Source organism: Cyanobium sp. A1C-AMD (genome assembly GCF_024346495.1).
Taxonomy (GTDB): Bacteria; Cyanobacteriota; Cyanobacteriia; order PCC-6307; family Cyanobiaceae; genus Cyanobium_A; species Cyanobium_A usitatum.
Map to the genome: position 1 here is coordinate 1 of NZ_JAGQDB010000003.1, position 22535 is coordinate 22535.

Sequence of the window (22535 nt, forward strand, 5' to 3'; positions counted from 1 at the left end):
ACCAGTTCAAGGCCGTGACCCTGGCGGGCGGCCCCAGCCGCCGCCAGGGTGTGCCCTGTTAGCCGCGCCTGAATTTGGGCGGCTCTGGCCGCGCCAATCTCCTGGGCCAAGCGTCGCTTGCAACGGCCTGGAGCAGGCCAGCGGGCCATCACGATCAACTGGCGGCTGCAGATAGCACTCACCCCTGACGGGGCAGTTCTGCGGGCTTGAGCTGCAGGGTCAGCCGCCCGTCGCCACGACGCAGGGATACGGCCAGGGGCTGACCCACCCGGCCCTGATCCACGGCCAGCTGCACCTCGGAGGGGTTCTTTACGGCCTTGCCTCCCACCTGGTCGATCAGGTCGCAGGGCTTGAGGCCACCCTCGGCGGCTGGGCTGCCGGGCATCACCTCCACCACCACCACCCCATTCACCTCGGGAAGCCGGCATTCATCGGTGCTGGCGTTGATCTCTCTAGCCAACTGGGGCGTGAGGGCCTGCAGGCGCACGCCGATGTATGGGTGGCTGGCGGAGCCCTTCTCGAGGATCTGGGCGGCGATCTGGCGAGCAACGTTGATTGGGATCGCAAAACTTAGTCCGGCGCCTGGGGCCTGACGAATGGCTGTATTGATGCCGATCACCTGACCCCGGTCGTTGATCAGGGGGCCGCCACTGTTGCCGGGATTCACGGCGGCATCGGCCTGGATGTAGGGCACGCGCTGGCCCTCACCCACCGCATTGGTGCGCTGGATCGCGCTGATGATTCCAGCTGTGACTGTGTTATCGAGGCCCAGCGGATTGCCAATGGCGATGGCCCATTCGCCGGGGCGCACTTTGGCGGAATCGCCCAGCGGCGCCACCGGCAGCTTGGAGGCCACCACCTTCACCACCGCCACATCGGTGAGCGGATCGCTGCCGAGCACCTTGCCGGTGAAGCTGCGGCCATCGGGCAGGGTCACGGTAACTTCACTGGCTCCTTCCACCACGTGGGCATTCGTGAGCAACACTCCGTCAGAACGGGTAATGAAGCCCGAGCCCTGGCCCTGCTGCTGCTGAATCGTGGGCCCGCGGCCAAACAGGCCGCCCAGGGGGTTCACCAGACGCTTGACGGTGTCGATTCGCACTACGGCTGGCCCCACCTTGGCAACCGCATCAACGATCAGGGTGTTGCCCTGCTGCAGCGGCGGCGTTGGGGGCGCATCACTGATCGGCGTCTGGATGCTCTGGCGGCCAGGCAGCCCTTGGCTGCAGCCCACCAGCAGCAGCGCTGCAGGGGCGATTAGCGCAGCTCGACGGCGGGGGGAGAGGCGGAGCATGGGGATGGAACTGGGCCAGGTCTGAATCCGTTTCATTAAAGACGGCCCTGCTGCGCAACCATGCGTAGATTCGGCACCTTCGAGACGGCGGAGTTCGGTGCAGCAGGGAGAGGAGCTGTGGCACCAGGTTCAGCAGGCACTGCAGGCAAACCTCAGCAAGCCCACCTTTGAGACCTGGATAAGACCGGCTCGCTGTCAGGGATTTGAGGCCGGCCAGCTGCAGCTTGAGGCCCCTAACAGCTTTGCCTGTGGCTGGCTGCGCAAGAACTACCTCGGCACGATCGAGGCGGTTGCCAGTGAGATTGCCGGCCGCCAGGTTCAGGTTCGGGTTTCCGCAGCCAGCGGTGATGACATCATTGCGGCGTCCGCCAGTGCTGTGGTGGCGGCTGTGGCCCCCGTGGCCGTGACCAGTCGCGATGCCGCGCCGCGGGCTACGGGCGAAACCCCCCGCAAGTTGGCGCCGGGCCTCAACCCCCGCTACGTGTTCAACCGCTTCGTGGTGGGACCCAACAGCCGCATGGCCCACGCAGCGGCCCTAGCGGTAGCCGAGGCTCCGGGCCGGGAGTTCAACCCCCTGTTTCTGTGCGGTGGAGTCGGGCTGGGCAAAACCCATTTAATGCAGGCGATCGGCCATTACCGACTGGAAATCAACCCCGAGGCGCGGGTGTTCTACGTGAGCACCGAAACCTTCACCAACGACCTGATCCAGGCGATCCGCAAGGACGGCATGCAGGCCTTCCGCGACCGTTACCGCGCTGCCGACCTGATCCTGGTAGACGACATTCAATTCATTGAGGGCAAGGAATACACCCAGGAGGAGTTTTTCCACACCTTCAACGCCCTGCACGAGGCGGGCCGCCAGATCGTGATTGCCTCCGATCGCCCTCCCTCCCAGATTCCTCGATTGCAGGAGCGGCTGATCTCCCGCTTCTCGATGGGCCTCATTGCCGATATCCAGGCTCCGGACCTGGAAACCCGCATGGCGATCCTGCACAAGAAGGCCGAGCAGGAGCAGATGGTGCTGCCCCGCGACCTGATCCAGTTCATCGCCGGCCGTTTCACCTCCAACATCCGCGAGCTGGAAGGGGCACTAACCCGGGCGGTGGCCTTCGCCTCGATCACCGGCCTGCCGATGACGGTGGAATCGGTGGCCCCCATGCTCGATCCCGGTGGTGGGGATGTGGAGGTGAAGCCGGTCCAGGTAATCGAGAAGGTGGCCGAGGTGTTCGGTGTGGGCGTAGAAGAGATGCGCAGCGCTAGCCGCAAGCGAGCCGTCAGTCAGGCCCGCCAGGTGGGTATGTACCTGATGCGCCAGAGCACCAATTTGAGCCTGCCGCGCATCGGCGAGGCTTTTGGTGGCAAGGATCACTCCACGGTGATGTATGCCGTTGAGCAAATCGACCGCAAACTCAATAGCGATCCGGTTCTTTCACGCCAAGTGCAGCAGGTGCGAGACCTGCTGCAGATTGACTCTCGAAAGCGTCGTTAAAGCTCTGCTTAAATTATATTAAATTTAGCGGCACCCCTGCACTGAAATCCTGTAGCTGAAGCCCAAGGCACCGGGATCCTTGCTTGCCCCTACTTTGAAATTCATCTGGGTTGCCTGCTTGCCGGGCACGCTTGCAAAGGGGCCGAACATTTTGCCTGTGCCCATCGGCGGATTCATCTCTGTATTGAACATCTGCAGGCTTGAGCCATCGCTGAACTTCATGTAGGCCTCAACGGGGTACTTGGCCTTTGGGTCGGAGCTGTTGGCGGTGAAAAAGAACTTGAAGCTGGTGTAGGGCTGGTCCACCAGAAAGTCGGTGTTCCAGTTGGTGCGACCGAAGGCCATTCCGATCGGGGTGACCTTGGCCGCTCCCACCGATTTGGACACGATCCGTGAGCTGCCATTTCCCCCAACCGGTTGCAGAAAGGTGCATGTGGGGGCCGCACCGGCACTGCCGCCCCAAAGGGCCACTCCCAGGGCAAATCCGGCTGCGGTAAGGCGTGTAAGTGACATGGGGCGATCAAATCAGCTCTGATTTTAGGTTAGGGGCCTAGATGGGTCTAGTCCCTCTACTTCACCGTCAAATACACGGCTGGCCGTGATGTCTTCTGCCTCGATCGTCATCAGGTCGAGCTTGGTTAGGGGGCTACCGATGCGGCTGAATAGGCGGTTGGCCTGGCGCATTCGCGCTCTATCAATGGCGTTACGAATGGAGCGAGCATTGGCGAAGAAGGGCAACTGCATGCGCCGGTGGATGTAGTCAGCAAAAGCCGCAGTGGCCTCCTGGCTGAAGCGGTAGTTTTCGGCGGCTAGCACTAGTTGGGCAATGGCAAGCAGTTCCTCGGCGCTATAGTCCGGGAAATCTATATGGTTTGCTACACGGGATGAGAGACCTGGATTAGATTGATAAAAAATATCCATTCGATCTTTGTAGCCCGCAAAAATTACTACTAAGTCGTCGCGATTACCCTCCATTACCTGCAGCAATATTTCGATGGCTTCGGCGCCGTAATCCCTTTCATTTTCTGGTCGATAGAGGTAGTAAGCCTCATCGATAAAGAGCACGCCGCCCATAGCCTTCTTGAGCATTTCCCGGGTTTTTGGCGCGGTGTGGCCGATGTATTGCCCCACCAGATCGTCGCGGGTTGCTGTCACCACATGGCCTTTACGCACATAGCCGAGACCGTGCAGGATTTTGCTCATCCGGGCAGCAACTGTGGTTTTACCCGTGCCCGGTCGCCCCGTGAATGACATGTGCAGACTGGGCGGCTTGGTCTCGAGCCCCACTTGCTGCCTGGCCCTGTCGACCACCAGTAAGGCTGCGATTTCTCGGATGCGCGCCTTCACCGGCCGTAGGCCGATCAGCTCCAGGTCGAGTTGATCAAGCATCGCCTGAATGCCAGCTCCTTCATAGGCCGCCTGTAGATCAATCACCGTGTCGTTGCCGGGGACTGGGAATGTCAACAGACCAGAGCATCAATTGCTGCTGTGAAGACCCAGTCTGCTGCTTCGATTGGGGAATCTTCAGTTTCGGCGCGCAGGGTCAGGTTCACGTAGGTGCGCCCGAAGCTGATATCAGGGAAGCGTTGTTCGGTCTCGCAGAGGGCATTGAGCCTCTCCAGAAAGTCTCTGGTGCTGGCGTAGTCGCTGAATTCAATGCGCCGCTCCAGCCTTTCGGCCTGCTCGGGTTTGGGGCGCGGGGTCCAGGGTTGGTCCATTACTTGAAGCTAAAACAGGTCATTTGGGGCTCAGTCAAGGCAAGATCAGTCAAGGCAATCAGTGCGGGCAGTGGCCAGGCGGGAGGCCCAGGCTGCGGCATAGGCGCGGTTTGCTGCCTGGGCTGCTGGTTCGCTGCTATTGAGCGGCTGGGGGAAGGTGCCACGTATCGCCGCATTGGTGACACAAAACATCGACTTCTGGAAGCTCATGCAGATTTTCACCCGCACATCCCCCTCCCCCCGAGTGCGCTCGCGATACCACTGGTGCAACCGCTCCGGCAGATGCCTGAACATGTCTTGCATCAGCAGGCTGGGTGGAATGCCGGCACCCATGCTCGGTAGGGGGTCGGCAAATAGGGCGCCGTAGGCAAACTGCGCCTGGTCCGGTGAGATCTGCTGGGCCTGGGCATTGAAACTAACCGTGCCCAGGAACGGCATGCCCCGCAGAAAGACAGCCTCCACATAGGGCACGGCCACATCCACAAGAAAGGTAAGACCAGCCTCCGGTGGCAACACCCAAAAGTGTTCGCCGTCAACCTCCACTCCGTAGATGATCGGGTTGGCAGCGGCGGCGACAAGTCCGTCCTTGATGAACTCGACCACGGCGTCGATGCTGGCCACCCTCCCGTCTGCCTCAGCCTCGGCCAGATCGATGAAAAGATCGCTCATTACCCGCCAAAACTGACCGAGAGCGTGGGTGGTGGCCGCGGTACGAATCAGCTCGGGCAGGAAGCCCCTGAACAGGGGGTTGAGTAGGGCCAGCAAAGGATCAAGCCGGGTCTTGCGGCGAATGATCGCTGCGCAGTTAGCCGCAAACGCATCGGAATCCAGATAGGCATCAAGGCCGCCGGTGCCATGCCAGAGCATGGCCTTCATGCAATATTCGGCGTATTCGAAGTTGATCCGGTCGTGGATTAGGTGGCGGCAGATCTTGGCTGGGTTTTTATCACCGTCAAGGTATTTGAACAGTGGAAAGGGCAGCAGGAACTGCTGCTCGGCTTGGAAGATCAGGTTGATGCTGTAGGCATCCAGCACCTCTCCGTAGCTCTTGAGCACATCCACCACCTCGATCAGGTGGTCTGCGGATTCGCTGAGCAGGGTCTGGCCGCTGAGTAGCTGCTGTTCGAGTTCTGCGGCAGCAGGCTTACCCCCAGCGTGGACCAGTTCGGCAGAGATGATTGGCATCAGCCCACCCCCCATGGATGAAGGGCTGCCAGTTGCAGGGCGGCCACCAGAGCCGGCAGTTGCGCCATGGAAGTGGAAGCGGCCTCGCTCAACTTACCGAGGCCCGAGGGCAGCAGCCCGATGGCTACCACAGCAAAGGCAAGTCCCATGGCGGGTATGGTTTCGCGGGGTGCCACTGGGGCCAGGCGCACATCGAGGCGACCATCGGAAACCGCATCGCTGGCCGGTGTCACCGCCAGGCGGCCGAAGAAGGCGCGATTAACGAGCAATAGAAAATAAACCGCCGTCAGGCCCGAACCAACCATCGAAAGCAAGGTCGCCAGTGGGAAGGCGGTGATGCTGCCGCGGAACACCATGAACTCCGAAATGAAGCCGGCCATGCCCGGCATACCGGCACTGGCCATCACCCCCAAAATCATCAGGGTGCCTGTGAAGGGCAGACCCCGTTCCGGGTTGAGCAGACCATGCAGCACCGAGAGATCCCGGGTGCCCGTCTTGCGATACACAATGCCCACCAACAGAAAAAGCAGGGCTGAAATCAGACCGTGGCTCACCATCTGGAAGACCGCCCCGAGCAGGGCAACCGGTGTGGCAGCTGCAGCGGCTAGCAGGATGTAGCCCATGTGACCAACGGAGCTGTAGGCCACCATCCGCTTCATGTCCTGCTGGGCGATCGCTGCCAGGGAGCCAAACAGCACAGAAACTGCTGCCCAGATGGCCAATCCCGGCGCCAGCAGGGCCCAGGCTTCCGGGAAAAGACCCATGCAGAAACGCAGCAAGCCGTAGGTGCCCAGCTTCAGCAGCACCCCTGCCAGCAGCACTGACACAGGTGTAGAGGCCTGGGTGTGGGCATCGGGCAGCCAATTGTGAAATGGGAATAGGGGCACCTTGATGCCGAATCCCACTAGCAGGGCCCCCAGTAGCACCAGCTGACCTCCCATCGCCAGCCTTTCACTGGTGACCGGGGTGAGGCTGAAGTCCACACTGCCGGTTAACAGGGAGAGGCCCAAGAATGCGCCGAGGATTAAAATTCCCGAGACGGCTGTAAAAATAAGAAACTTTGTAGCCGCGTAGGCCCGGTTGGCGCCGCCCCAGATGCTGATCAGAAACCAGAGAGGGATCAGTTCCAGCTCATAGAACAGGAAAAACAGCAGCAGGTTTTCGGCTAAGAAAGCACCGTTGACTGCGCCACTGATAACCAGCAAAAGGGCGAAGTAGATGCGGGGCCGCTGGTTAATGTCGCGGGTGCAGATCGCCGAAACCAAGGTGAGAGCTGAATTGATCAGCACCAGCGGCATCGACAGACCATCGACCCCGAGCCGGTAATCGAGGCCGATGCTGCCGACCCAGACAAATGACTCCTGCAGCTGCATGCCACTGAGGCCGGTGTCGAAGCGGAGCAGCACCAGCAGGCTCCAGACCAACTGCAGGCCAAGCACCACCAGGGCCACGGTGCGCATGCGTCCGGGCGCAGGGTTGCCGGGCCAGAGGGCCAGGACTAGAGCTCCCACAAAGGGGATCAGCAGTAGCAAGGTCAGCATTGAGTGCTCCTCATCCGTGCAACCACTGCAGCGAGGTGAGCAGCAGCACGATGGCCAACAAAACCGTCAGGACGTAAGTCTGCAGCTGGCCGCTAACCGAGAGTTTCAGCCCTTCAGCGCTCGCCAGGGACAGCCTGCCAATGCCATTGACAAAGCCATTCACTAGGGCCCGGTCGATCCAGTTGCTAAATCTAGCCAGGCCGGCTACCGCTGCCACAATCGTCACCTTGTAGATGCGCTCGGTGTAGAAGTCGTATGCCAGTAGATCCTGGAGCAACCGCAGGGGCTGGAACATGGATCGGGACCAGAACTTGTGCAACGGCGCCAGGCAGCCGCCGATTACTCCAGCCACCCCGCTTGCTACCACTGCAGTGGCTAGGGGCAGGGGGAAGGAGGCAAGGCCAGGTACCGGATCTATCCGGGCCATCAAGGCTGGTAGCAGGGTTACCAGCACAGTCAGACTGACCATTGGTAAGGCCATCAGCCAGTTCACCTCAGGGGCTCGCTTAGTTTTCGGCAGTGGCGCTCCCATAAACACCTGCCGGAATACCCGGGTGAGGTTGAAGGCTGTCAGGGCATTGGTGATCAGCACAACTGCGGCGAAAAATGGTGCGGTGCGGCCTAGCGCCTCCACTAGCAGGCCGAAGCACCAGAAGCAGCCAAGGGGCAGCAAACCCACCAGGCCCGCTCCACCAACCAGGTAGGCGGTTGTGGTGGCAGGCATGCGTGAGCCCAGTCCACCCAGCTCGGTGAGGTCCTGGCAGCTGGTGGTGGCGATAACGCTGCCCACACTCATGAACAGCAGGGCCTTGGCCAGGCCATGGGCAAACAACAGCAACAGGGCAATAGCAGGCTGCTGCAGGGCGATTGCGATGAAAACCAGGCCCAGATAGGAGGTTGTGGAGTAGGAGAAGGCACGCTTGATATCGACCTGGGCGATCGCCACCAGGGCACCAGCCAGGGCACTGATTGTGCCCACCACCAGCAACACATCAACGGCAAGAGGTGAAAACTGCAGCAGCGGCATCACCTTGAGCAGCACAAGGGCTCCAGCTGTCACAACTACGGAGTTGCGCAGAATCGAAGCTGGGTTTGGACCCTCCATGGCCTCGTCAAGCCAGAGGTGCATGGGGAACTGGGCGCACTTACCCATGGGGCCTGCGATGAGGCCCAGCCCGAGCAAGGTGCCCGCAAGCGGGGTTAGGGAACCATTGGCATGGGCTTCTGCTGCCCACACGTAAAGGTCGTCGAATTCCATCGAGCCAGCCCAGGCTGAGAGAGCGACTACTCCCATCAACAGCAAGACATCGCCAACCCTCTTGGTCAAAAAGGCGTCTCTGGCCGCCGTAACGACCAGCGGCTGGGCATACCAGAAACCCACCAACAGATAGGTGGAAAGGGTGAGCATTTCCAGCAGGAAATAGCTCATGAACAGATTGCTGCTCAGTACAACTCCGGCAAGGGCTCCTTCAAAGAAACCAACAAGGGCATAAAACCTCGCCAAGGCCCACTCCTTATCCAGGTAGCCCAGGGCAAATACCTGACCCACCAAGCTCAGTCCGGTCACCAACTCCAGGGCGGCCAGATTGGTCAGGGATAGGTCGAAGCCAATGCGCAGGTCGAGATCGGCAGCCTGAAACCAGGGCAGCTCGATGTGCTGGGGACCCAGCAGCCATACCTGCTGCAGCATCAAGGTGCCATGCACAACCGCCAGCAGCGTGACGATCAGGTTGAGATAGGCCGCAGGGCGAGGACCGTGACGCTTGATCCATCCAGCAGCCCACGGCAGGGACAAAACCATGCCGCTGAAACCATAAAGCGGGATCAACCAGGCCAGCTGGATCGAAAGTGGCAGGGGTGGGGCGAGCAAGGGGGGATGGGCGTCGGTCAGATCAGAAGGTGGCCCGTTCCATCGAGGGATTGGGGCTGAAGCCAAGGCTGCGCAGCCAGGCCCTCAGATCTTCGCCGTGCTGCTGTTCGTCCTTCCAGAGACTCCTGAACAGGACTTCGTTAGCGCCATCACCCACCAAAACGCAAAAGCGAACAGCCTCGGCGTAGTGATGGATCAGGTCGTTTTCGAGGGCGAGATTGAGCCGGAGTAGTCCGACCAGGTCGGCGGCATGGGCAACGGGCCTCAACTGGGATGCGGCAGGAGCCACCCCCAGAGCAAGCATGCGCTGCACCAGGCGTTCGGCGTGCTGCATTTCTTCCACGGTTTCACGTCGAAACCGGGCAGCCGAATCACCATCACCCCAGATCTCCACTAGGGAGGCCTGGGTCATGTACTGCTGAACTGCGGAAAATTCCAAGCTCAAGGCGCGGCCGAGGTAACCCAGGACGCGCGGATGAACGGCGCCCATGGCCATCAGAGGCGACGGGTGGTAGCAGTTGCGATCAGGGCAGGCTCCACTTCGCTGTGGGGACGGGCGATGATGTGGGCAGCAACCAGGCCGTCACCGACGCGCTCACAAGCATCAGCGCCGGCACGCACTGCTGCATTCACCGCACCTGTTTCGCCGCGCACCATCACGGTGACGTAGCCGCCGCCAACGAACTCACGGGCGATCAGGGTTACTTCAGCGGCCTTGGTCATGGCGTCTGCGGCTTCAATCGCCGGCACCAGGCCACGGGTTTCGATCATGCCGAGGGCGATGCCCTGAATGGAAGGAGCCATGGCGTTGCTGCGCGAAGGAGTGGTTGGGGGGGTGGTGCCGGCGCCCTTGCCGGCACCAGTACGGGCGCCGGTTGAGCTGGCGCTAGAGCGGCGGGTCGTGCTGGAAGCACGGCGCGCTGTCGAGGCAGCTGGCTTGGCTACGGCTTTCGCCGCAGGGGACTGGGCTGCCGCCGCCGGCAGGGCCTTGGGGGCCGCTGCAGGTGGGGTCGAGCTGGCCGCCGCCGCTGCAGCCACCGATGTGGAGCTGGCTGCCGCTGCCGCGGGGGCGGGTTTGGCAGCAGCAGCTCCGCTGGTGGTGGATTTAGGGGTGGGGGTGGCCATGGCTCAGGAGTATGGGGGCTGGAGTGATGACAGGTCGATCGGGCAGCGAGCTACCCGGGCCACCTAGCCATCGGGCTCCCAGAAATCAATGATTCCGCCGATCGTCAGATCGGTCTGCACCTCGGGGTTGCCACAGGCGAAGCGGGCGGCAGAGCCACTGGCGGTGAATACCCAGTTACCTGGGGATGCACCGACAGGGTCTACCGCAACGCTCAGCTTGCCCTTAGCGGTGCGAAGCACGCGCAGATTGGAGTGATCTAATCCAGCAACCCGCTGGCTGCAAACCAAAGAGCCGGTAACCTGCATGATTTCCATTAGCTAGCCCCTCCTGGCGGAGCTTGCGCCTTGCCAGCATCAGGATCCCAGTGGTCAATGATTCCCACGATCGTTAGATCGCTCGGGTACGACTTGCTTCCAGCGGCCTCGCGCGCAGCTGAGCTGCCGACACAGATCACCCAGTCGCCTGGTACGCAACCCACTGCATCAACTGCAACTTTCTGAGTGCTGCCATCGAGCACGACCTGCAGGTGCTTGTGCTCAAAATCTGGAATGCGATTGGTAGACACCAGTGGTTTAACCACCTTGCAGATCAACATGTCAGTGCCCTCCTCCGCTCGCGAATGTGATGGTGGAACCTACAGCTTCAGCTGGGGTGTGACGGTCTTGATCCCGCACGGTAAGCAGAGCATGCAATAGGCCCTGCTCAAACAACTCGGGATAGCGGTTTTCCATGGCGGCTTGCACCCTCTGACAATTGCGGATCGCTCGCTGCCTCGCCCCGGGCACTTGGCCGTTGTAATCAAAGCGCACGACCACTGGCACAGGCAGGCCCCGAGAAACGTTCAAGCCCTTGAAAATCTTGATGCCTACATCTAAATCCGGCGCTCCCTCCTCCACCGTGTCCATATAGGCGAAATAGGTGAGATTGCGCAGGTGGATCTCCTTGAAGCCTATGCCCACACCGATAAAGCGCTCCGCATGGCCAGCATCGCCGTAGCTGCCTCGGTGGTACTGGCGCACGTAATCGATTTGGGAGATGTTGTTCTCGATCAAGCGAGCAATCAGCTTCACCATGCCCGGATCGGGACTGCTGGCCGCTGCCTGCTCCACCAGCGATTGAATGCGGGCACGGCCCTCAACCGCATTGAGATGGCGGGTGGACTCATAGGCCGCTTGTGCATCCAGCCAGCTGTCCAGATTGGTGCTGCCATCAATGCCCGGCACATGCACGCGAATCGTGTCTGTGTCGGTGTCGATGCCGAGTAGCAACAGATCTACTGAGGCACCACAGCAGAAGCTGTTTTCGACGGCCTGCTGGAAATCCTTGAGGCGGGCTAGGCCACAGGAGGCAGCCAAGGCGTCATCGCTGCCGTGCGCAGCACAGCCCTCATGCAGGGGATCTTTTGAGCTGAAGTGGTAGAGCACCACCTTGAGGTAACGGGTGTCTTCGTGCGCCGAATTGGGCTGACCTTCGCGGTAGCGGCGATGTTCCGTTTTAACCCAACGGTTGACCGTGTTTTCAACGTCAAACAGGGCACCGGCATGGGAACGCCGCCGCACCGAACTGAATGGAATTCGCAGGGCGTAGGCCATGGCATGGGCCAGGCGCCCGTCAGCGCATGGGGTTGCGTCGAGTAGGTGGAATCCACAGGCCAGCAGAAACTCATTGAAGGCCTCGGCTGCGGGACTGCCAGGCTTGCCTCCCAGGGGATCGTGCTGAAAGAAAGCGTCGCTGGTTTGTTCGTAGGTTTCAAATACACACCAGGCGAACAAGGTGCGCATGTCGAGCTGGCTCACCCAGGCCTTTTCGAGAATGGGCAACGGCAACTCGAAGCCCAGTTCGGCCCTGGCCAGCCGCTGGGCCTGCTCGATGAAATCAGCCTCGTGCTGCAGGGCTGAGAGGCGCTTGAGCAAGGGCACAATGCGATCAAATGCCCCTTTCACCTGGTCTTCGTAGGCCCTCAGGACCCCATTGAGCTGGCCATCGCTAAGCGGATGCAAGCCAGTCGCCACTAGCTCGCTCGCGACAGCGGCACCTGGCCGACGGCGGGGAGCCGTCGGAGCCAGCGGGCGATAGGCAGTGGCGAGCGGGCGTCGGGGCATCAGGAAATCAACCGCGGGCGCCGCCGGAAACCGTGATCAGGGAGCCGGCAGTGGTACTGCCGCTGGAACCGGTGACACGGCAGATTGGCTCGGGACGCTCCTCGTTGCGCTTCGGCTGGAGGGCGGCCGGCATCGAGGTCTTCGAGCCTGGCCGGGTGGGGTTGCGGCGCCGAGCTGAAACACCTTCCGTGCCGGTGACCCGATCACCTCGATCCCAGTCATCACCAGTGATCTTCAAGCCAGCGGAGATGCCTTCGCCGGTAACCCTGGAGGTTGGACGGGCATCCTCGTCGACGCTCAAAGGAACCTCAATGGGCCCCCGGGCGATTTGGCTGCTGCCGCGACGGTCGAAACGGAATTGCTCGGTGCCGGTGACCATGTCACCGGCCAGGTCAAAAGGGCCGGTAATCCTGCTGCCCTGCTCGTAGCTGGTGCCGGTTACGGCCCCGGCTGGTTCTCGCCCCACTTGGGCCGAGCGAGCCGGGGATTGGATGCTGAATTGCTGCCAGGGCTGGCTGCCCGCCAGGGGTTGGGGGAAGTCGGAGTCGTGGGCTGCGGCAGCACCGCAGACCTTGGCGAGTTGATCGCCACCGATATATGGAGTGCCGGTGACGGCTTCGCAGGCCCCGCGGCCGGCACCGGTGAGGACACCGCCAATGCCTGGTTGTATGCCACTCATACGGTTAGAGCCCCGCACCGGAGTGCGCTGACGAATTTCGGCGACAGACTTGCTGTTACAGAAATCCCCTGCCTGCTCAAGGCCGGCGTAGGGCGTGCCGGTTACGACCTTGCAGGTGCCGGGCTCATCGCCGGTGACATTGGAGGAGCGGCCAGTGTGGGTTCCGCTGACAACCTGGGCCCGATTGGTGACGCTGAAGCCCACCTTGGCGGCCTCCGGCTCGGGCTTACTGCCGCAGAAATCGGCGTATTGCTGGCTGCCGACGTATTCATCACCAGTTACCAGGCGGCAGCTGCCGGGCTCATCACCGGTGACATGCTCGCTGCGGCCCACATGGGTGCCAGTGATGCCCGTGCCCCGAAGCGTGTGCAAGCTTGCAACCTTGGTAGGAGCCCGTCCAGTCACCTGGCCTTGATCGGATATGTACTGGGAGCCGGTGAGCTGCTTGCCCGAGCCGGGTTCGTCACCCGTGACAAGGCTTGAGCGACCAACCATCACACCTGAAACTGCCTGACCTCCCTCGGTCTGGCTGCGTCCAACCTTGCGTGGGCTAGGGCTGGGGCTGGAGGTGCCACAGAAGGCTGCTGACTGATTGGCGGAAACGTATTCGGTGCCGGTGACGTTTTTGCAGGTACCGGGCTCATCGCCGGTCACCTTTTCAGAGCGACCGACCTCATTACCAGTGACCCGGTTGCCGTGGGTGGTGGCGCTAACGCGAACTTTTGCAGGTTGACTTGTCACTGGACCGCTCTGGCAGAAAGCCTGGAACACCTCGGCGCCGAGATATTCGGTGCCCGTAATGGCGCGGCAGGTAGCTGCTTCGTTACCGGTAGTTTTCTCTGAGCGATTGGCCTGTGTTCCGGTCACCACCTGGCCAGAGCTGGTTTCGCTCACTCCCACTTTCCAGTGGGCTTCTGCGGCTGCTGCCTGCTTGGCGCCGTGGCGGTTTGGGCCAGAGGGGCGGGTGCCGCCGGCTCTGCTGGAACCAGCGCTGCCAACCTTGGCCCGCAGTTCACGCACCTTCTGGGAAAGTTCGCGGGCACTCATATCAGGGTTGCCCTGGCGGGATACCGAAGCGGCTGTAGTGCTCTTGGGCGTGTTAGCTGACTTGCCACGCTTCGAGAGAGCTTCTCTGCGGGCGAGCACAAGGGCCCGGCTTGGATCCAGTTGGGAGAGGCGCTTGGCTGTGGCACGGCGATCGCCACCACTACTACTTGTTTGGCTAGTGCGATTACTGAGGCTTGTTAGGGCCGGTGCAGCAGCGGTTTCGCCCTGGCATTTGCACTTGGCTTCCGCTGCAGGTGCCTGGGCTTTTGGTGCAATTTTGGCCACGTCCGTGCGGGTGCGGTCGCTGGAGGTGTCGGCACGTTTGCCGCGTTTGGAAAGGGCTTCCCGTCTGGCAAGCACCAAATCTCTACTGGGATTGGCGATTGGACGGGCCTGGGTCGTCCGGCTGGAGCCGGTGGGTGCAGCAAGGCTGCGCTGGGAGGCAGCACCCCGGGCGTTCACGGCCGGGGCAGCCTTGGCCACCGATGCTGGGGCCTCCATCGCTGGGGCTGTGCGGGTGGGGCGAGCGTCTTCAACCGAGCGCACACGGCTCGGACCGGAAGTGAACCGGTTGGCGGCTTTTTTGCCACCGTTAGTGAGGGCCTTGCGGCGCTCTAGAGCTGCTTCCCGGCTGGATGAGCTGGCCATGTCCGCCCGTCGAATGGAATATCTGGAAATGTGCTGACCAGTTCGCAGCGCGAACTAGCCCGCAGAGGAAAAGAGTTGGGGCTCAGGCCAATGGCTCGAGCCCCGGAAGGGCTGGGATCAGCGTCCTTCGAAAACCACGAAGCAGGAACCCTGGCTTTGGGTATAAGCGTCGTAGCCCACCAAGCGAACGTGGTGGTCGGGGTAGGCGCGGTGACAAGCCTCAAGCTCATTCACGATCACACCCAGATCCTTCTCGCCGAAGAAGGGCAGCTTCCAATAGGACCAATAGGTCGCCATGGAGTTGCTGGGATGGACATGCTCAACGAGCGGGCTCCAACCCTGGGCGATGATGTAAGCGATTTGGTCGTAGATCTCGTCCTGAGTCATCGGCGGTAGGAAGCCGAATGTCTCCAGGGTGGCGACTGTTTGATAGTCACCCACGGTGCTCTTAAAAGGCATGGGGATCCTTGTGTGGATGGAATGTTTGAACCTTGTATAAAAGGCTCTTAATCTCGTTAGCAGAGATTAATTTAATCTCAAGTTCTGAATATTCCGTTCTGGGAGGTGAGTAGGCAAGTTGTGCTTGCCCCACTCACCAACTCAGACTGGCGATTTCAGGTGTCGAGCTTGTCGACGGTGTCGAACTCGAACTTGATTTCCTTCCAGGTCTCCAGGGCGATAGCTAGCTCAGGGCTGTGCTTCGCTGCTTCCAGAAGGATGTCGCGGCCTTCGCGCTCGATTTCACGACCGGCGTTGCGGGCTTTGACGCAGGCTTCGAGAGCCACGCGGTTAGCAGCAGCACCAGCAGCCGAACCCCAGGGGTGACCGTGGGTACCACCACCGAACTGCAGCACGGAGTCGTCGCCAAAAATGGCAACCAGTGCGGGCATGTGCCAGCAGTGGATACCGCCGGAAGCCACGGCGAACACGCCGCCCATGGAGCCCCAGTCTTGGTCGAAGAAGTTGCCGCGGCTGCGATCTTCGGGGACGAAGGATTCGCGCAGTTGGTCGATATAGCCGAGGGTCGACTGGCGGTCACCCTCCAGCTTGCCGACCACCGTGCCGGTGTGCAGCTGGTCACCACCGGAGAGACGCAGGCACTTTGCCAGCACTCGGAAGTGAATACCGTGCTTGGGATGGCGGTCAATCACAGCGTGCATGGCACGGTGAATGTGCAGCAACATGCCGTTCTTGCGGCACCACTTGGCAAGACCGGTATTAGCGGTGAAGCCACCAGTGATGTAGTCGTGCATGATGATGGGCTGGCCCAGTTCTTTAGCGAACTCGGCGCGCTCATACATCTCTTCAGGAGTTGCAGCGGTGCAGTTGAGGTAGTGCCCCTTCTTCTCGCCTGTTTCCTGCTGAGCCAAGTTGGTAGCTTCAGCAACGAACTCGAAACGGTTCTGCCAGCGCTGGAAAGGCTGGGAGTTGATGTTTTCGTCGTCCTTGGTGAAGTCCAGACCGCCGCGTAGGCACTCATAGACAACCCGGCCGTAGTTCTTACCGCTCAGGCCGAGCTTCGGCTTGATGGTGCAACCCAGGAGAGGACGGCCGTACTTGTTCATACGGTCGCGCTCAACCACGATGCCGTTCGGGGGACCCATGCAGGTCTTGATGAACGCCATCGGGAAGCGGATGTCTTCCAGACGCAGGTGGCGCAAGGCCTTGAAGCCGAACACGTTGCCGACCAAGGAGGTCAGCACGTTGGTGATGGAGCCTTCCTCGAACAGATCGAGGGGATAGGCAATAAAGGCATAGAAGGCTTCCTTGTCGCCAGGAACGTCTTCGATGCGGTAGCAACGGCCTTTGTAGAAGTCGAGGTCGGTGAGGAGCTCGGACCACACGGCAGACCAGGTGCCGGTTGAGGATTCAGCGGCCACAGCAGCGGCAACTTCTTCGCGGGGGACGCCTTCCTGGCCGGTGCACTTGAAGCACGCCAGCAGGTCGGTGTCTAGGGGGATGTAATCAGGAGTCCAATACGTGTCGCGGTACTCCTTAACCCCGGATTCGTACTTCTTAGCCATGAATGATTCTCCGGTTGGGTCGGTAAGGGAAATGGGTTGGTTAACGCCTCAGACGTTGGTCAACTCAGTCCTTCTGACCGGCGTAGTTGCCGTTGCCGAGGGCAGGCTCCACTTCGCGGTGGGGGCGCGCAATGATGTGCGCTGCCACAAGGCCGTCGCCCACGCGCTCGCAGGCATCGGCCCCGGCGCGCACAGCTGCGTTGACGGCGCCGGTTTCACCGCGCACCATCACGGTGACGTAGCCGCCACCGACGAACTCACGACCGATAAGGCGCACTTCGGCGGCCTTGGTCATGGCGTCAGCCGCCTCGATCGCGGGCACCAGCCCCCGAGTTTCGATCATGCCGAGGGCGATGCCCATGGATTCAGTTGCCATTACCTGCTCCTGGTGGAGGTGGGGTTGAATGTTCGCTCGCAACCATGGTCGGCAGCCAAACCCCCCGTCAAGCCATTTGGCCGGAACCGACCATCACTGTTGCGTCGCCTTTAGATAAGACAGGCTGATCAGTGCATCACAAAACGTTAGGCAATGCTTGCCATTGCAGTGCTGGCAAGGGGTTTCAGCCCCACCAAACCCGTTTTGATCAAAATTTGCTTGCCCAGCACCTAGAGGGCCTCGGCGTCTGTGACGTACGCCACTCCGCCGTAGTAGGTCAAAAGGGGGCGCAGAGCAGCCCGCAGTGCATCCAGCAAGTCCGCTTCGCAGAACACGATCACATGGGCATTGGCGCCTAGACCGCTGAATTCCATGCCCTCGGACACGGAGCCATGCGGACCCTTGCCGGTGACGTGCCTGACTACGGAGTAACCGGGCACACCCGCTATTTCCATTGCCTGGATCACCGCATCCAACTCCCGCTCGCTGAGGATCAGTTCGAGGCGTTTCATTGATTTATCCGGCGGTAGGAAGCAAGGCCTTAATCATGGCCATGTAGAGGGGAATACCAACAATGATATTGAAGGGAAATGTGACTCCCAGCGCTGTAGATATATACAAACTGGGATTGGCCTGCGGCACTGTCATTCGCATCGCTGCTGGTACCGCGATGTAGGAGGCGCTAGCGCACAGCACCACAAACAGCAGAGCATTGCCAGGTCCAAGGCCCAGACCTCGGGCGATCAGGGTGCCTACTAGGGCATTGAAAAGTGGCATCAACACCGAAAAACCGATCAGAAAGGCTCCCGCTTGTCGTAAATCTCGGATCCGTTGGGCCGCAACGATCCCCATGTCCAACAGGAAGAAGCTGAGGGCTCCATAGAAAAGTTTGTCGGTGAATGGCAGCATTTTGTCGATGCTTGCTGGGCTGAATGCTGCAACCAATAAGCCAATCGCCAGACTCCCTACCAGCAGAAATACCGAGCTATTTAAAAATGACTCCCGCAGCACCGAGCTCCAGCCCATCTTCGGCCCCGCTGCTTGCTGGGTGGGGGCTGCCAATTTGACCAGCAGCAGTCCCACAATGATGGCCGGCGATTCCATCAGGGCCAGGGCAGCCACCATGAAGCCATCGAAGGGCAGGTTCTGGGTTTCCAGAAAGCTCTCGGCGGTGATGAAGGTCACCGCGCTGATCGATCCGTAGGTGGCGGCAATGGCGGCGGCATTAAACCCATCCAGCCTGGTTTTAAGCACCACATAGCTGTAGAGAGGCACCAGTAGCGACATCGCCATCGCGGCGGCGATGGTGGGCAGCACTTGACCACCGAGGCCGCTGTGCTCCAGCTCCAAGCCACCTTTGAATCCGATGGCGAGCAACAAATAGAGGGAGAACAGCTTTGGGATTGGGGCTGGAATTTCCAGATCCGATCCCACCAGTACGGCGGTCACGCCAAGGAAAAAAAACAGCACCGGTGGGCTGACCAGGTTCTGCAGAATCAGGCTTGGGTCCATCGGTTACCCCTGGAACCCAATCACGCGGGAGCCAAGGCGTTTACCAACCGTAGGTCTGCTGCAGGAAATAAGACACCTCCTTGGGGGACAATGACTTGCCCCGATTCCTGCTGAATGCCGATCCTGGTCGTGGCCAGTGGCAACCCCCACAAGGTGGCCGAAATCGGCGCGATGCTTGAGCTGGTTGAGCTGGATGTCCTGCCCCAGCCGCCCGGTCTCGATATTGAAGAAACGGGAGCGACCTACCTCGCTAACGCCCGTCTCAAAGCCGAGGCTGTTGCCCGCATCACCGGCCACTGGGCCCTCGCCGACGACTCAGGCATCGAGGTGGATGCCCTGGATGGAGCTCCGGGTGTTTTTTCGGCCCGCTACGCCCCCACCGACCACGAGCGGATTCACCGTCTGTTGAAAGAACTAGGCGACAGCCTTTATCGCGGAGCCAGTTTCCGCAGCGCCATGGCCCTGGCCGATCCATCCGGCACCACCAGGGCCGAGGCAGAGGGGATCTGCCGCGGCCAGATATTGCGCGCTCCCCAGGGTCATGGCCCTGGTTACGACAGCCTTTTTTATGTGCGCGAGGCAGGATGCTCCTACGCCCTGATGGGCCCCCACCTCAAGGCCAAGCTCGGCAGCCGCGGCAAGGCAGCTCGGGCGCTTGCCCCGAAGTTGCTCCGCCTGCTGGAGCTGAGCAACTAATGGTCCATTGCCAATAACTCAATTGCCAGTTGCTCAATTCTCAGAGCAAGCCCCTTGGTCAGCTGGCCTTGTTGTTGATATGACTGATCGCCCGCATCGCGGCGGCGGCTGCCTCCTCCACATCACCCTCCCGCCCCGCCAGGGTTAGACGGCCAAAGGCGCCCACGGCTTTCACGTCCACCACAGTGATGTTGGAAGCCTTTTCTGCCTCATTGGCTGCGATCAGCACGTAACCGGCGGGCTCGGTTTCCAGGATGAACATGCTCATCCCCGCTTGAATCATCGATCCGCGCCGGTTCTGGCGATTGATCAGCACGGCGTGGTCAGGGGTGATCGCCCGGATGATCTCGGTCCAGCTGACCTCGCAACGGCTGCGGAGCTCCACCCGGCTGCCGATGGCCTCAAGCACCACGTCGCCGGAGTGGAGGACGTTGCTCTGATCGCGGTGGTAGAGCGCCAAGGAGCCGAAGGCCCGCTCCACGATCATCTGGCCAAGCCGCACCGTGCTGGCCTTGAGGGCAATGTCGGTGACCCGGTGCACAGCCATGCCCGGAGATACCTCCAGCCACAAGCAGGCGTCACCGGGAATGGGCAGGAAGCCCTGGCTAACCGTGCCCATGTAGGCAGCTAACTGGGGCTGCAGCGAATCAAGAAATACGTATGTGCGCAGCTCAATCGACTGCACATGGCTGGATTGGCGTGCCAGCCGGGAGCCCTCGCTGTCGGTGGTAATCACACAACTGGCGCCTGAGCTGTCGCTGCCCACCCGGGTGCCAGTGATCTGGGTGCCGCCACTTGAGCTTGAGCCAAGCGCCATCTCCCGACGCCGGCGCAGCGCCAGTTCGTCTCGGGAGGGAAGGCGGGATGGCAAGGGGAAATCCTTCGAACAGCTAGCCCTCACATCGGCATTGCTGCGGCTGGATCTTAACCCTGAAGCCCCCTGCCCCTTGCCCATCGCGGCTGAGCCGGTACCGTCCGGCCAACGTTCAGGGGACGTCCATGGCCACCCGCCGCACCGCTTCTAGCTCCACTCGCAGCCAGGCTGCCCAGGCCGAACCCATGCCCGCTGGAGACACTGTCAACAGTGCTCCGATGCCTGAATGGATGGCCCAGGCAGCAGCCCAGGGAGTCAAGCCGGAGCAAGCACTGGCTTTCATCGGTATGGGATTGATGCAGAAGATGGCCGGTTCGGCCCACGACCTGCCCTGGCTTTGGTCTGAGGCCGAAGACGGTGGCCAGGCCGATCTGGCTGCTTTGCGGCAACGCCTCGAGCTCACCCAGCTGGCCGTCCAGACCGGGGCACCCCTCAGCACTTCCGAGGTGAGTCAGCTGCTTGGTGCCCGCCCCACCAGTGAAACGGTTGAGCGAGGCGGCCTCAAGGCCCGCCGCCTTAGCCGCAACGTCTGGAAACTGAGCCTCGCTGAAGAAGCATCCAGCCGCAGCGACGATGCCTTCCGCCGCCGCTTTTAGGCCGGCGTCAGCCCCACCAACTTCATTGATTCCTCCCACAAGGTCTGCGCCGTTTCAGGGTTGCTGGCCTTGTCGGAGAGCTCCTGACTGAATTGCCGTCCCCCTTTGGTTTGGCGGTTGCCCCAGCTCCAGTGCACACCCGAGGCGGAAAAATCTGGATCGGCCACCACCTGGCCAACCCGATCTCCTGCCAATGCCTGGCTTACATATCCGCCGGTGATATTTTTCTGGAACCAAGGAAAAATAGTCTGAAACGCCCGCGGCGTGCTGCGGAAAAGGGGCGAGTCGGCAACGCAGCCTGGGTATAGCGAGCTGAAAACGATGCCGGTGCTTTCGTGCAGACGACGATGCAGCTCCTGGGTCGTGATCATGTTGCAGAGCTTGCTGTCTTTGTAGGCCTTGCCAGGTTTGAAGGCCTTGCCGTTGGCCATGGCGATAGGGGCCTTAAATCCGGCCTTGAAGCCGGCACAGTCGCCTAGGTCCGCTGGAGCTGGGATCGGAATCTTGCCGCCCAGTTCCTTGGAGTTGGCCGTCACGGTGCCGAGAATCACCACCCGCCGCGAGGGGTGGCTTGAGCGCTGCAAGTCGCCCAGCAGTAGCTGAATCAGTAAAAAGTGCCCCAGGTGATTGGTGGCCATTGATATTTCGTAGCCCTGCGGGGAGCGCTCCGGCTGCTTTAGCCGCGGTTTGTAGACAGCCGCATTGATCACCAGGGCATCCAAGGGGCGTCCCAGTGACGCCACCAAAGCTTCGACTCCCACCCGAACGCTGTCGAGATCGCCGAGGTCAAAACGCAGATGACTGAGCTGATCTGTAGGAATCCCCAGGCTGGCTGCGGCAGCAGCGGCTTTAACGGGATCACGGTTGGCCGTCACCACATGCCAGCCGCGTTTGGCGAGGGCACTTGCGGCATTGAGGCCCACCCCTGAGGTGGTGCCGGTGATCAAAACCGTTCCGGCGGCTGCTGTTGCGGCCATCAAGTGAATTGAGACAGGGGCCCCAACCTACGGGGTTGCCTGCTGCCAAACCACCCGCAGGCGATTGGGGGCAATCCATTGATTTTGCTCGCGGATCAGACGCTGCTCCCCTTCCACCATGAACAGATGGTCAAAGCGTTCGCGTGCTTTGGAGAGTTTGGCCCGTTCAAGGCCGAGCACCGCCGAGAGCTCTCCCTGGCGCTCCATCCGCTCCTGATAAGCGGTGGCAAGTCGTACCAGGCTGACGCCAGCGACCACAACAAGGCCAACCTTGAGAGCCAGTCCGATCACGCTGCAGAGCAATTCTTGCCGCTCACTTGAGAGGGCTTGCAGTGCGGCTGCTTCACCGCCAGTAATTATCTGGGGATCAGGCTGAGACGCAGTATTGGAGAGCGACGCAGGTTTGCGGAGGGAAGCAGGCCTGGAATCCGCACCAGAAAGCGGCTTTCTTTCTCGCCGCAAGGGCTGATTTTGCCTGGCCTGATAACTGGATGGGTGGAGAGGCGGCATGGGGGCAACGAGGGATCAAACCCCGCTGGGGCCTAGACGCTTTTAGCTAGCCAGGTGCAACTTGCCAAGGGGTAAGGCTTGCCAAGGACCAATGGCCAGCTTCTCAGGCTTTGTAAAGGCTGAAGCAGAGGCGAACGGCCAGCACGCCCGCATGGGCGGCCACCACCAGGGCAATCAGCACTTCGGCCTGGCTGAGAGTGGAAACCATGGGAGGGCAGAAAGCAACTGGATTCGCCCCATTCTTTGCCCTTAGGTGGCTACGGTCCAGCTT

Annotated in this window: 25 protein-coding genes and 1 pseudogene; 3 read left to right on the forward strand and 23 right to left on the reverse strand. The window is 61.0% G+C overall.

Features of this window, described 5'->3' with window-relative positions:
* Together KBY74_RS01050 and KBY74_RS01055 are read right to left on the reverse strand one after the other, a co-directional pair.
* Nucleotides 1-182 (reverse strand): annotated as a pseudogene (locus KBY74_RS01050) (glycosyltransferase); the annotation flags it as partial.
* Nucleotides 179-1294 carry a trypsin-like peptidase domain-containing protein gene (locus KBY74_RS01055; protein WP_254941112.1) on the reverse strand — a complete coding sequence of 372 codons (1116 nt, stop codon included), beginning with the start codon at nt 1292-1294 and terminating at the stop codon, nt 179-181. The gene KBY74_RS01055 and the pseudogene KBY74_RS01050, both read right to left, overlap by 4 nt.
* 97 nt (nt 1295-1391) lie before the next feature.
* On the opposite strand from KBY74_RS01055, the gene dnaA reads away from it, so the two are divergent.
* Nucleotides 1392-2783, forward strand: coding sequence for a chromosomal replication initiator protein DnaA (gene dnaA / locus KBY74_RS01060; RefSeq protein ID WP_254941113.1), 1392 nt, complete (start codon nt 1392-1394; stop codon nt 2781-2783).
* A gap of 24 nt (nt 2784-2807) precedes the next feature.
* Here dnaA and KBY74_RS01065 read toward each other — a convergent pair whose 3' ends face one another.
* From KBY74_RS01065 to KBY74_RS01150, 17 genes are all read right to left on the reverse strand, one after another.
* Nucleotides 2808-3296 (reverse strand): hypothetical protein, encoded by a 489-nt coding sequence (locus KBY74_RS01065; protein WP_254941114.1) that lies wholly within the window; start codon nt 3294-3296, stop codon nt 2808-2810.
* A gap of 24 nt (nt 3297-3320) precedes the next feature.
* Nucleotides 3321-4247: a CbbX protein gene (cbbX, locus tag KBY74_RS01070; RefSeq protein WP_254941115.1), complete on the reverse strand. Its 927-nt coding sequence runs from the start codon at nt 4245-4247 to the stop codon at nt 3321-3323.
* The gene (locus KBY74_RS01075; RefSeq protein ID WP_254941116.1) at nt 4244-4501 is read right to left on the reverse strand and encodes a 4a-hydroxytetrahydrobiopterin dehydratase; all 258 of its coding nucleotides are present in this window, start codon (nt 4499-4501) and stop codon (nt 4244-4246) included. Before KBY74_RS01075 ends, cbbX begins: the two co-directional genes overlap by 4 nt.
* A gap of 45 nt (nt 4502-4546) precedes the next feature.
* Nucleotides 4547-5686, reverse strand: coding sequence for a CO2 hydration protein (locus KBY74_RS01080; protein WP_254941117.1), 1140 nt, complete (start codon nt 5684-5686; stop codon nt 4547-4549).
* Entirely contained in the window at nt 5686-7227 is a 1542-nt protein-coding gene (locus KBY74_RS01085; RefSeq protein WP_254941118.1) for an NADH-quinone oxidoreductase subunit M, read from the reverse strand. The genes KBY74_RS01080 and KBY74_RS01085 overlap by 1 nt, the downstream gene beginning before the upstream one ends.
* Nucleotides 7228-7237: 10 nt before the next feature.
* A complete protein-coding gene (locus tag KBY74_RS01090) occupies nt 7238-9097 on the reverse strand; it encodes an NAD(P)H-quinone oxidoreductase subunit F (RefSeq protein WP_254941119.1) in 1860 nt (619 codons plus the stop codon).
* 22 nt (nt 9098-9119) lie between these two features.
* Nucleotides 9120-9587 (reverse strand): ferritin-like domain-containing protein, encoded by a 468-nt coding sequence (locus tag KBY74_RS01095; protein WP_254941120.1) that lies wholly within the window; start codon nt 9585-9587, stop codon nt 9120-9122.
* A gap of 5 nt (nt 9588-9592) precedes the next feature.
* Nucleotides 9593-10222 carry a BMC domain-containing protein gene (locus tag KBY74_RS13765; protein WP_315859022.1) on the reverse strand — a complete coding sequence of 210 codons (630 nt, stop codon included), beginning with the start codon at nt 10220-10222 and terminating at the stop codon, nt 9593-9595.
* Between the two features lie 63 nt (nt 10223-10285).
* Entirely contained in the window at nt 10286-10537 is a 252-nt protein-coding gene (locus tag KBY74_RS01110; RefSeq protein WP_254937079.1) for a carboxysome peptide B, read from the reverse strand.
* Nucleotides 10537-10818 carry a carboxysome peptide A gene (locus KBY74_RS01115; protein WP_254941122.1) on the reverse strand — a complete coding sequence of 94 codons (282 nt, stop codon included), beginning with the start codon at nt 10816-10818 and terminating at the stop codon, nt 10537-10539. The genes KBY74_RS01110 and KBY74_RS01115 overlap by 1 nt, the downstream gene beginning before the upstream one ends.
* 1 nt (nt 10819) lies before the next feature.
* Nucleotides 10820-12325, reverse strand: coding sequence for a carboxysome shell carbonic anhydrase (locus tag KBY74_RS01120; RefSeq protein ID WP_254941123.1), 1506 nt, complete (start codon nt 12323-12325; stop codon nt 10820-10822).
* A 7-nt stretch (nt 12326-12332) separates the two neighbouring features.
* Nucleotides 12333-14699, reverse strand: a complete 2367-nt coding sequence (locus KBY74_RS01125) for a CsoS2 family carboxysome shell protein (RefSeq protein WP_254941124.1) — start codon at nt 14697-14699, stop codon at nt 12333-12335.
* A 117-nt stretch (nt 14700-14816) separates the two neighbouring features.
* Entirely contained in the window at nt 14817-15158 is a 342-nt protein-coding gene (locus tag KBY74_RS01130) for a ribulose bisphosphate carboxylase small subunit (RefSeq protein WP_254941125.1), read from the reverse strand.
* A gap of 155 nt (nt 15159-15313) precedes the next feature.
* Nucleotides 15314-16723, reverse strand: a complete 1410-nt coding sequence (locus KBY74_RS01135; protein ID WP_106502475.1) for a form I ribulose bisphosphate carboxylase large subunit — start codon at nt 16721-16723, stop codon at nt 15314-15316.
* A 64-nt stretch (nt 16724-16787) separates the two neighbouring features.
* Complete coding sequence (locus tag KBY74_RS01140) at nt 16788-17099, reverse strand: BMC domain-containing protein (RefSeq protein WP_106502566.1); 312 nt, start codon at nt 17097-17099, stop codon at nt 16788-16790.
* Nucleotides 17100-17329: 230 nt separating this feature from the next.
* Nucleotides 17330-17611 (reverse strand): P-II family nitrogen regulator, encoded by a 282-nt coding sequence (locus KBY74_RS01145; RefSeq protein ID WP_106502474.1) that lies wholly within the window; start codon nt 17609-17611, stop codon nt 17330-17332.
* Nucleotides 17612-17615: 4 nt separating this feature from the next.
* Complete coding sequence (locus KBY74_RS01150) at nt 17616-18611, reverse strand: sodium-dependent bicarbonate transport family permease (RefSeq protein ID WP_254941126.1); 996 nt, start codon at nt 18609-18611, stop codon at nt 17616-17618.
* A gap of 114 nt (nt 18612-18725) precedes the next feature.
* On the opposite strand from KBY74_RS01150, the gene KBY74_RS01155 reads away from it, so the two are divergent.
* Nucleotides 18726-19307 (forward strand): non-canonical purine NTP pyrophosphatase, encoded by a 582-nt coding sequence (locus KBY74_RS01155; RefSeq protein WP_254941127.1) that lies wholly within the window; start codon nt 18726-18728, stop codon nt 19305-19307.
* 58 nt (nt 19308-19365) lie between these two features.
* Here KBY74_RS01155 and KBY74_RS01160 read toward each other — a convergent pair whose 3' ends face one another.
* Nucleotides 19366-20124 (reverse strand): BMC domain-containing protein, encoded by a 759-nt coding sequence (locus KBY74_RS01160; RefSeq protein ID WP_106502471.1) that lies wholly within the window; start codon nt 20122-20124, stop codon nt 19366-19368.
* A gap of 182 nt (nt 20125-20306) precedes the next feature.
* On the opposite strand from KBY74_RS01160, the gene KBY74_RS01165 reads away from it, so the two are divergent.
* A complete protein-coding gene (locus KBY74_RS01165; protein ID WP_396093281.1) occupies nt 20307-20777 on the forward strand; it encodes a hypothetical protein in 471 nt (156 codons plus the stop codon).
* Here the strand turns inward: KBY74_RS01165 and KBY74_RS01170 are convergent.
* The 3 genes from KBY74_RS01170 to psaM form a co-directional block, all read right to left on the reverse strand.
* On the reverse strand, nt 20774-21754 hold the full coding sequence (locus tag KBY74_RS01170; protein WP_254941128.1) for a protochlorophyllide reductase: 981 nt from the start codon (nt 21752-21754) through the stop codon (nt 20774-20776). The two genes, KBY74_RS01165 and KBY74_RS01170, sit on opposite strands and share 4 nt — an antisense overlap.
* 27 nt (nt 21755-21781) lie before the next feature.
* On the reverse strand, nt 21782-22045 hold the full coding sequence (locus tag KBY74_RS01175) for a hypothetical protein (RefSeq protein WP_254941129.1): 264 nt from the start codon (nt 22043-22045) through the stop codon (nt 21782-21784).
* A gap of 322 nt (nt 22046-22367) precedes the next feature.
* A complete protein-coding gene (gene psaM, locus KBY74_RS01180; protein ID WP_106502470.1) occupies nt 22368-22472 on the reverse strand; it encodes a photosystem I reaction center subunit XII in 105 nt (34 codons plus the stop codon).
* Between the last annotated feature and the right edge of the window lie 63 nt (nt 22473-22535).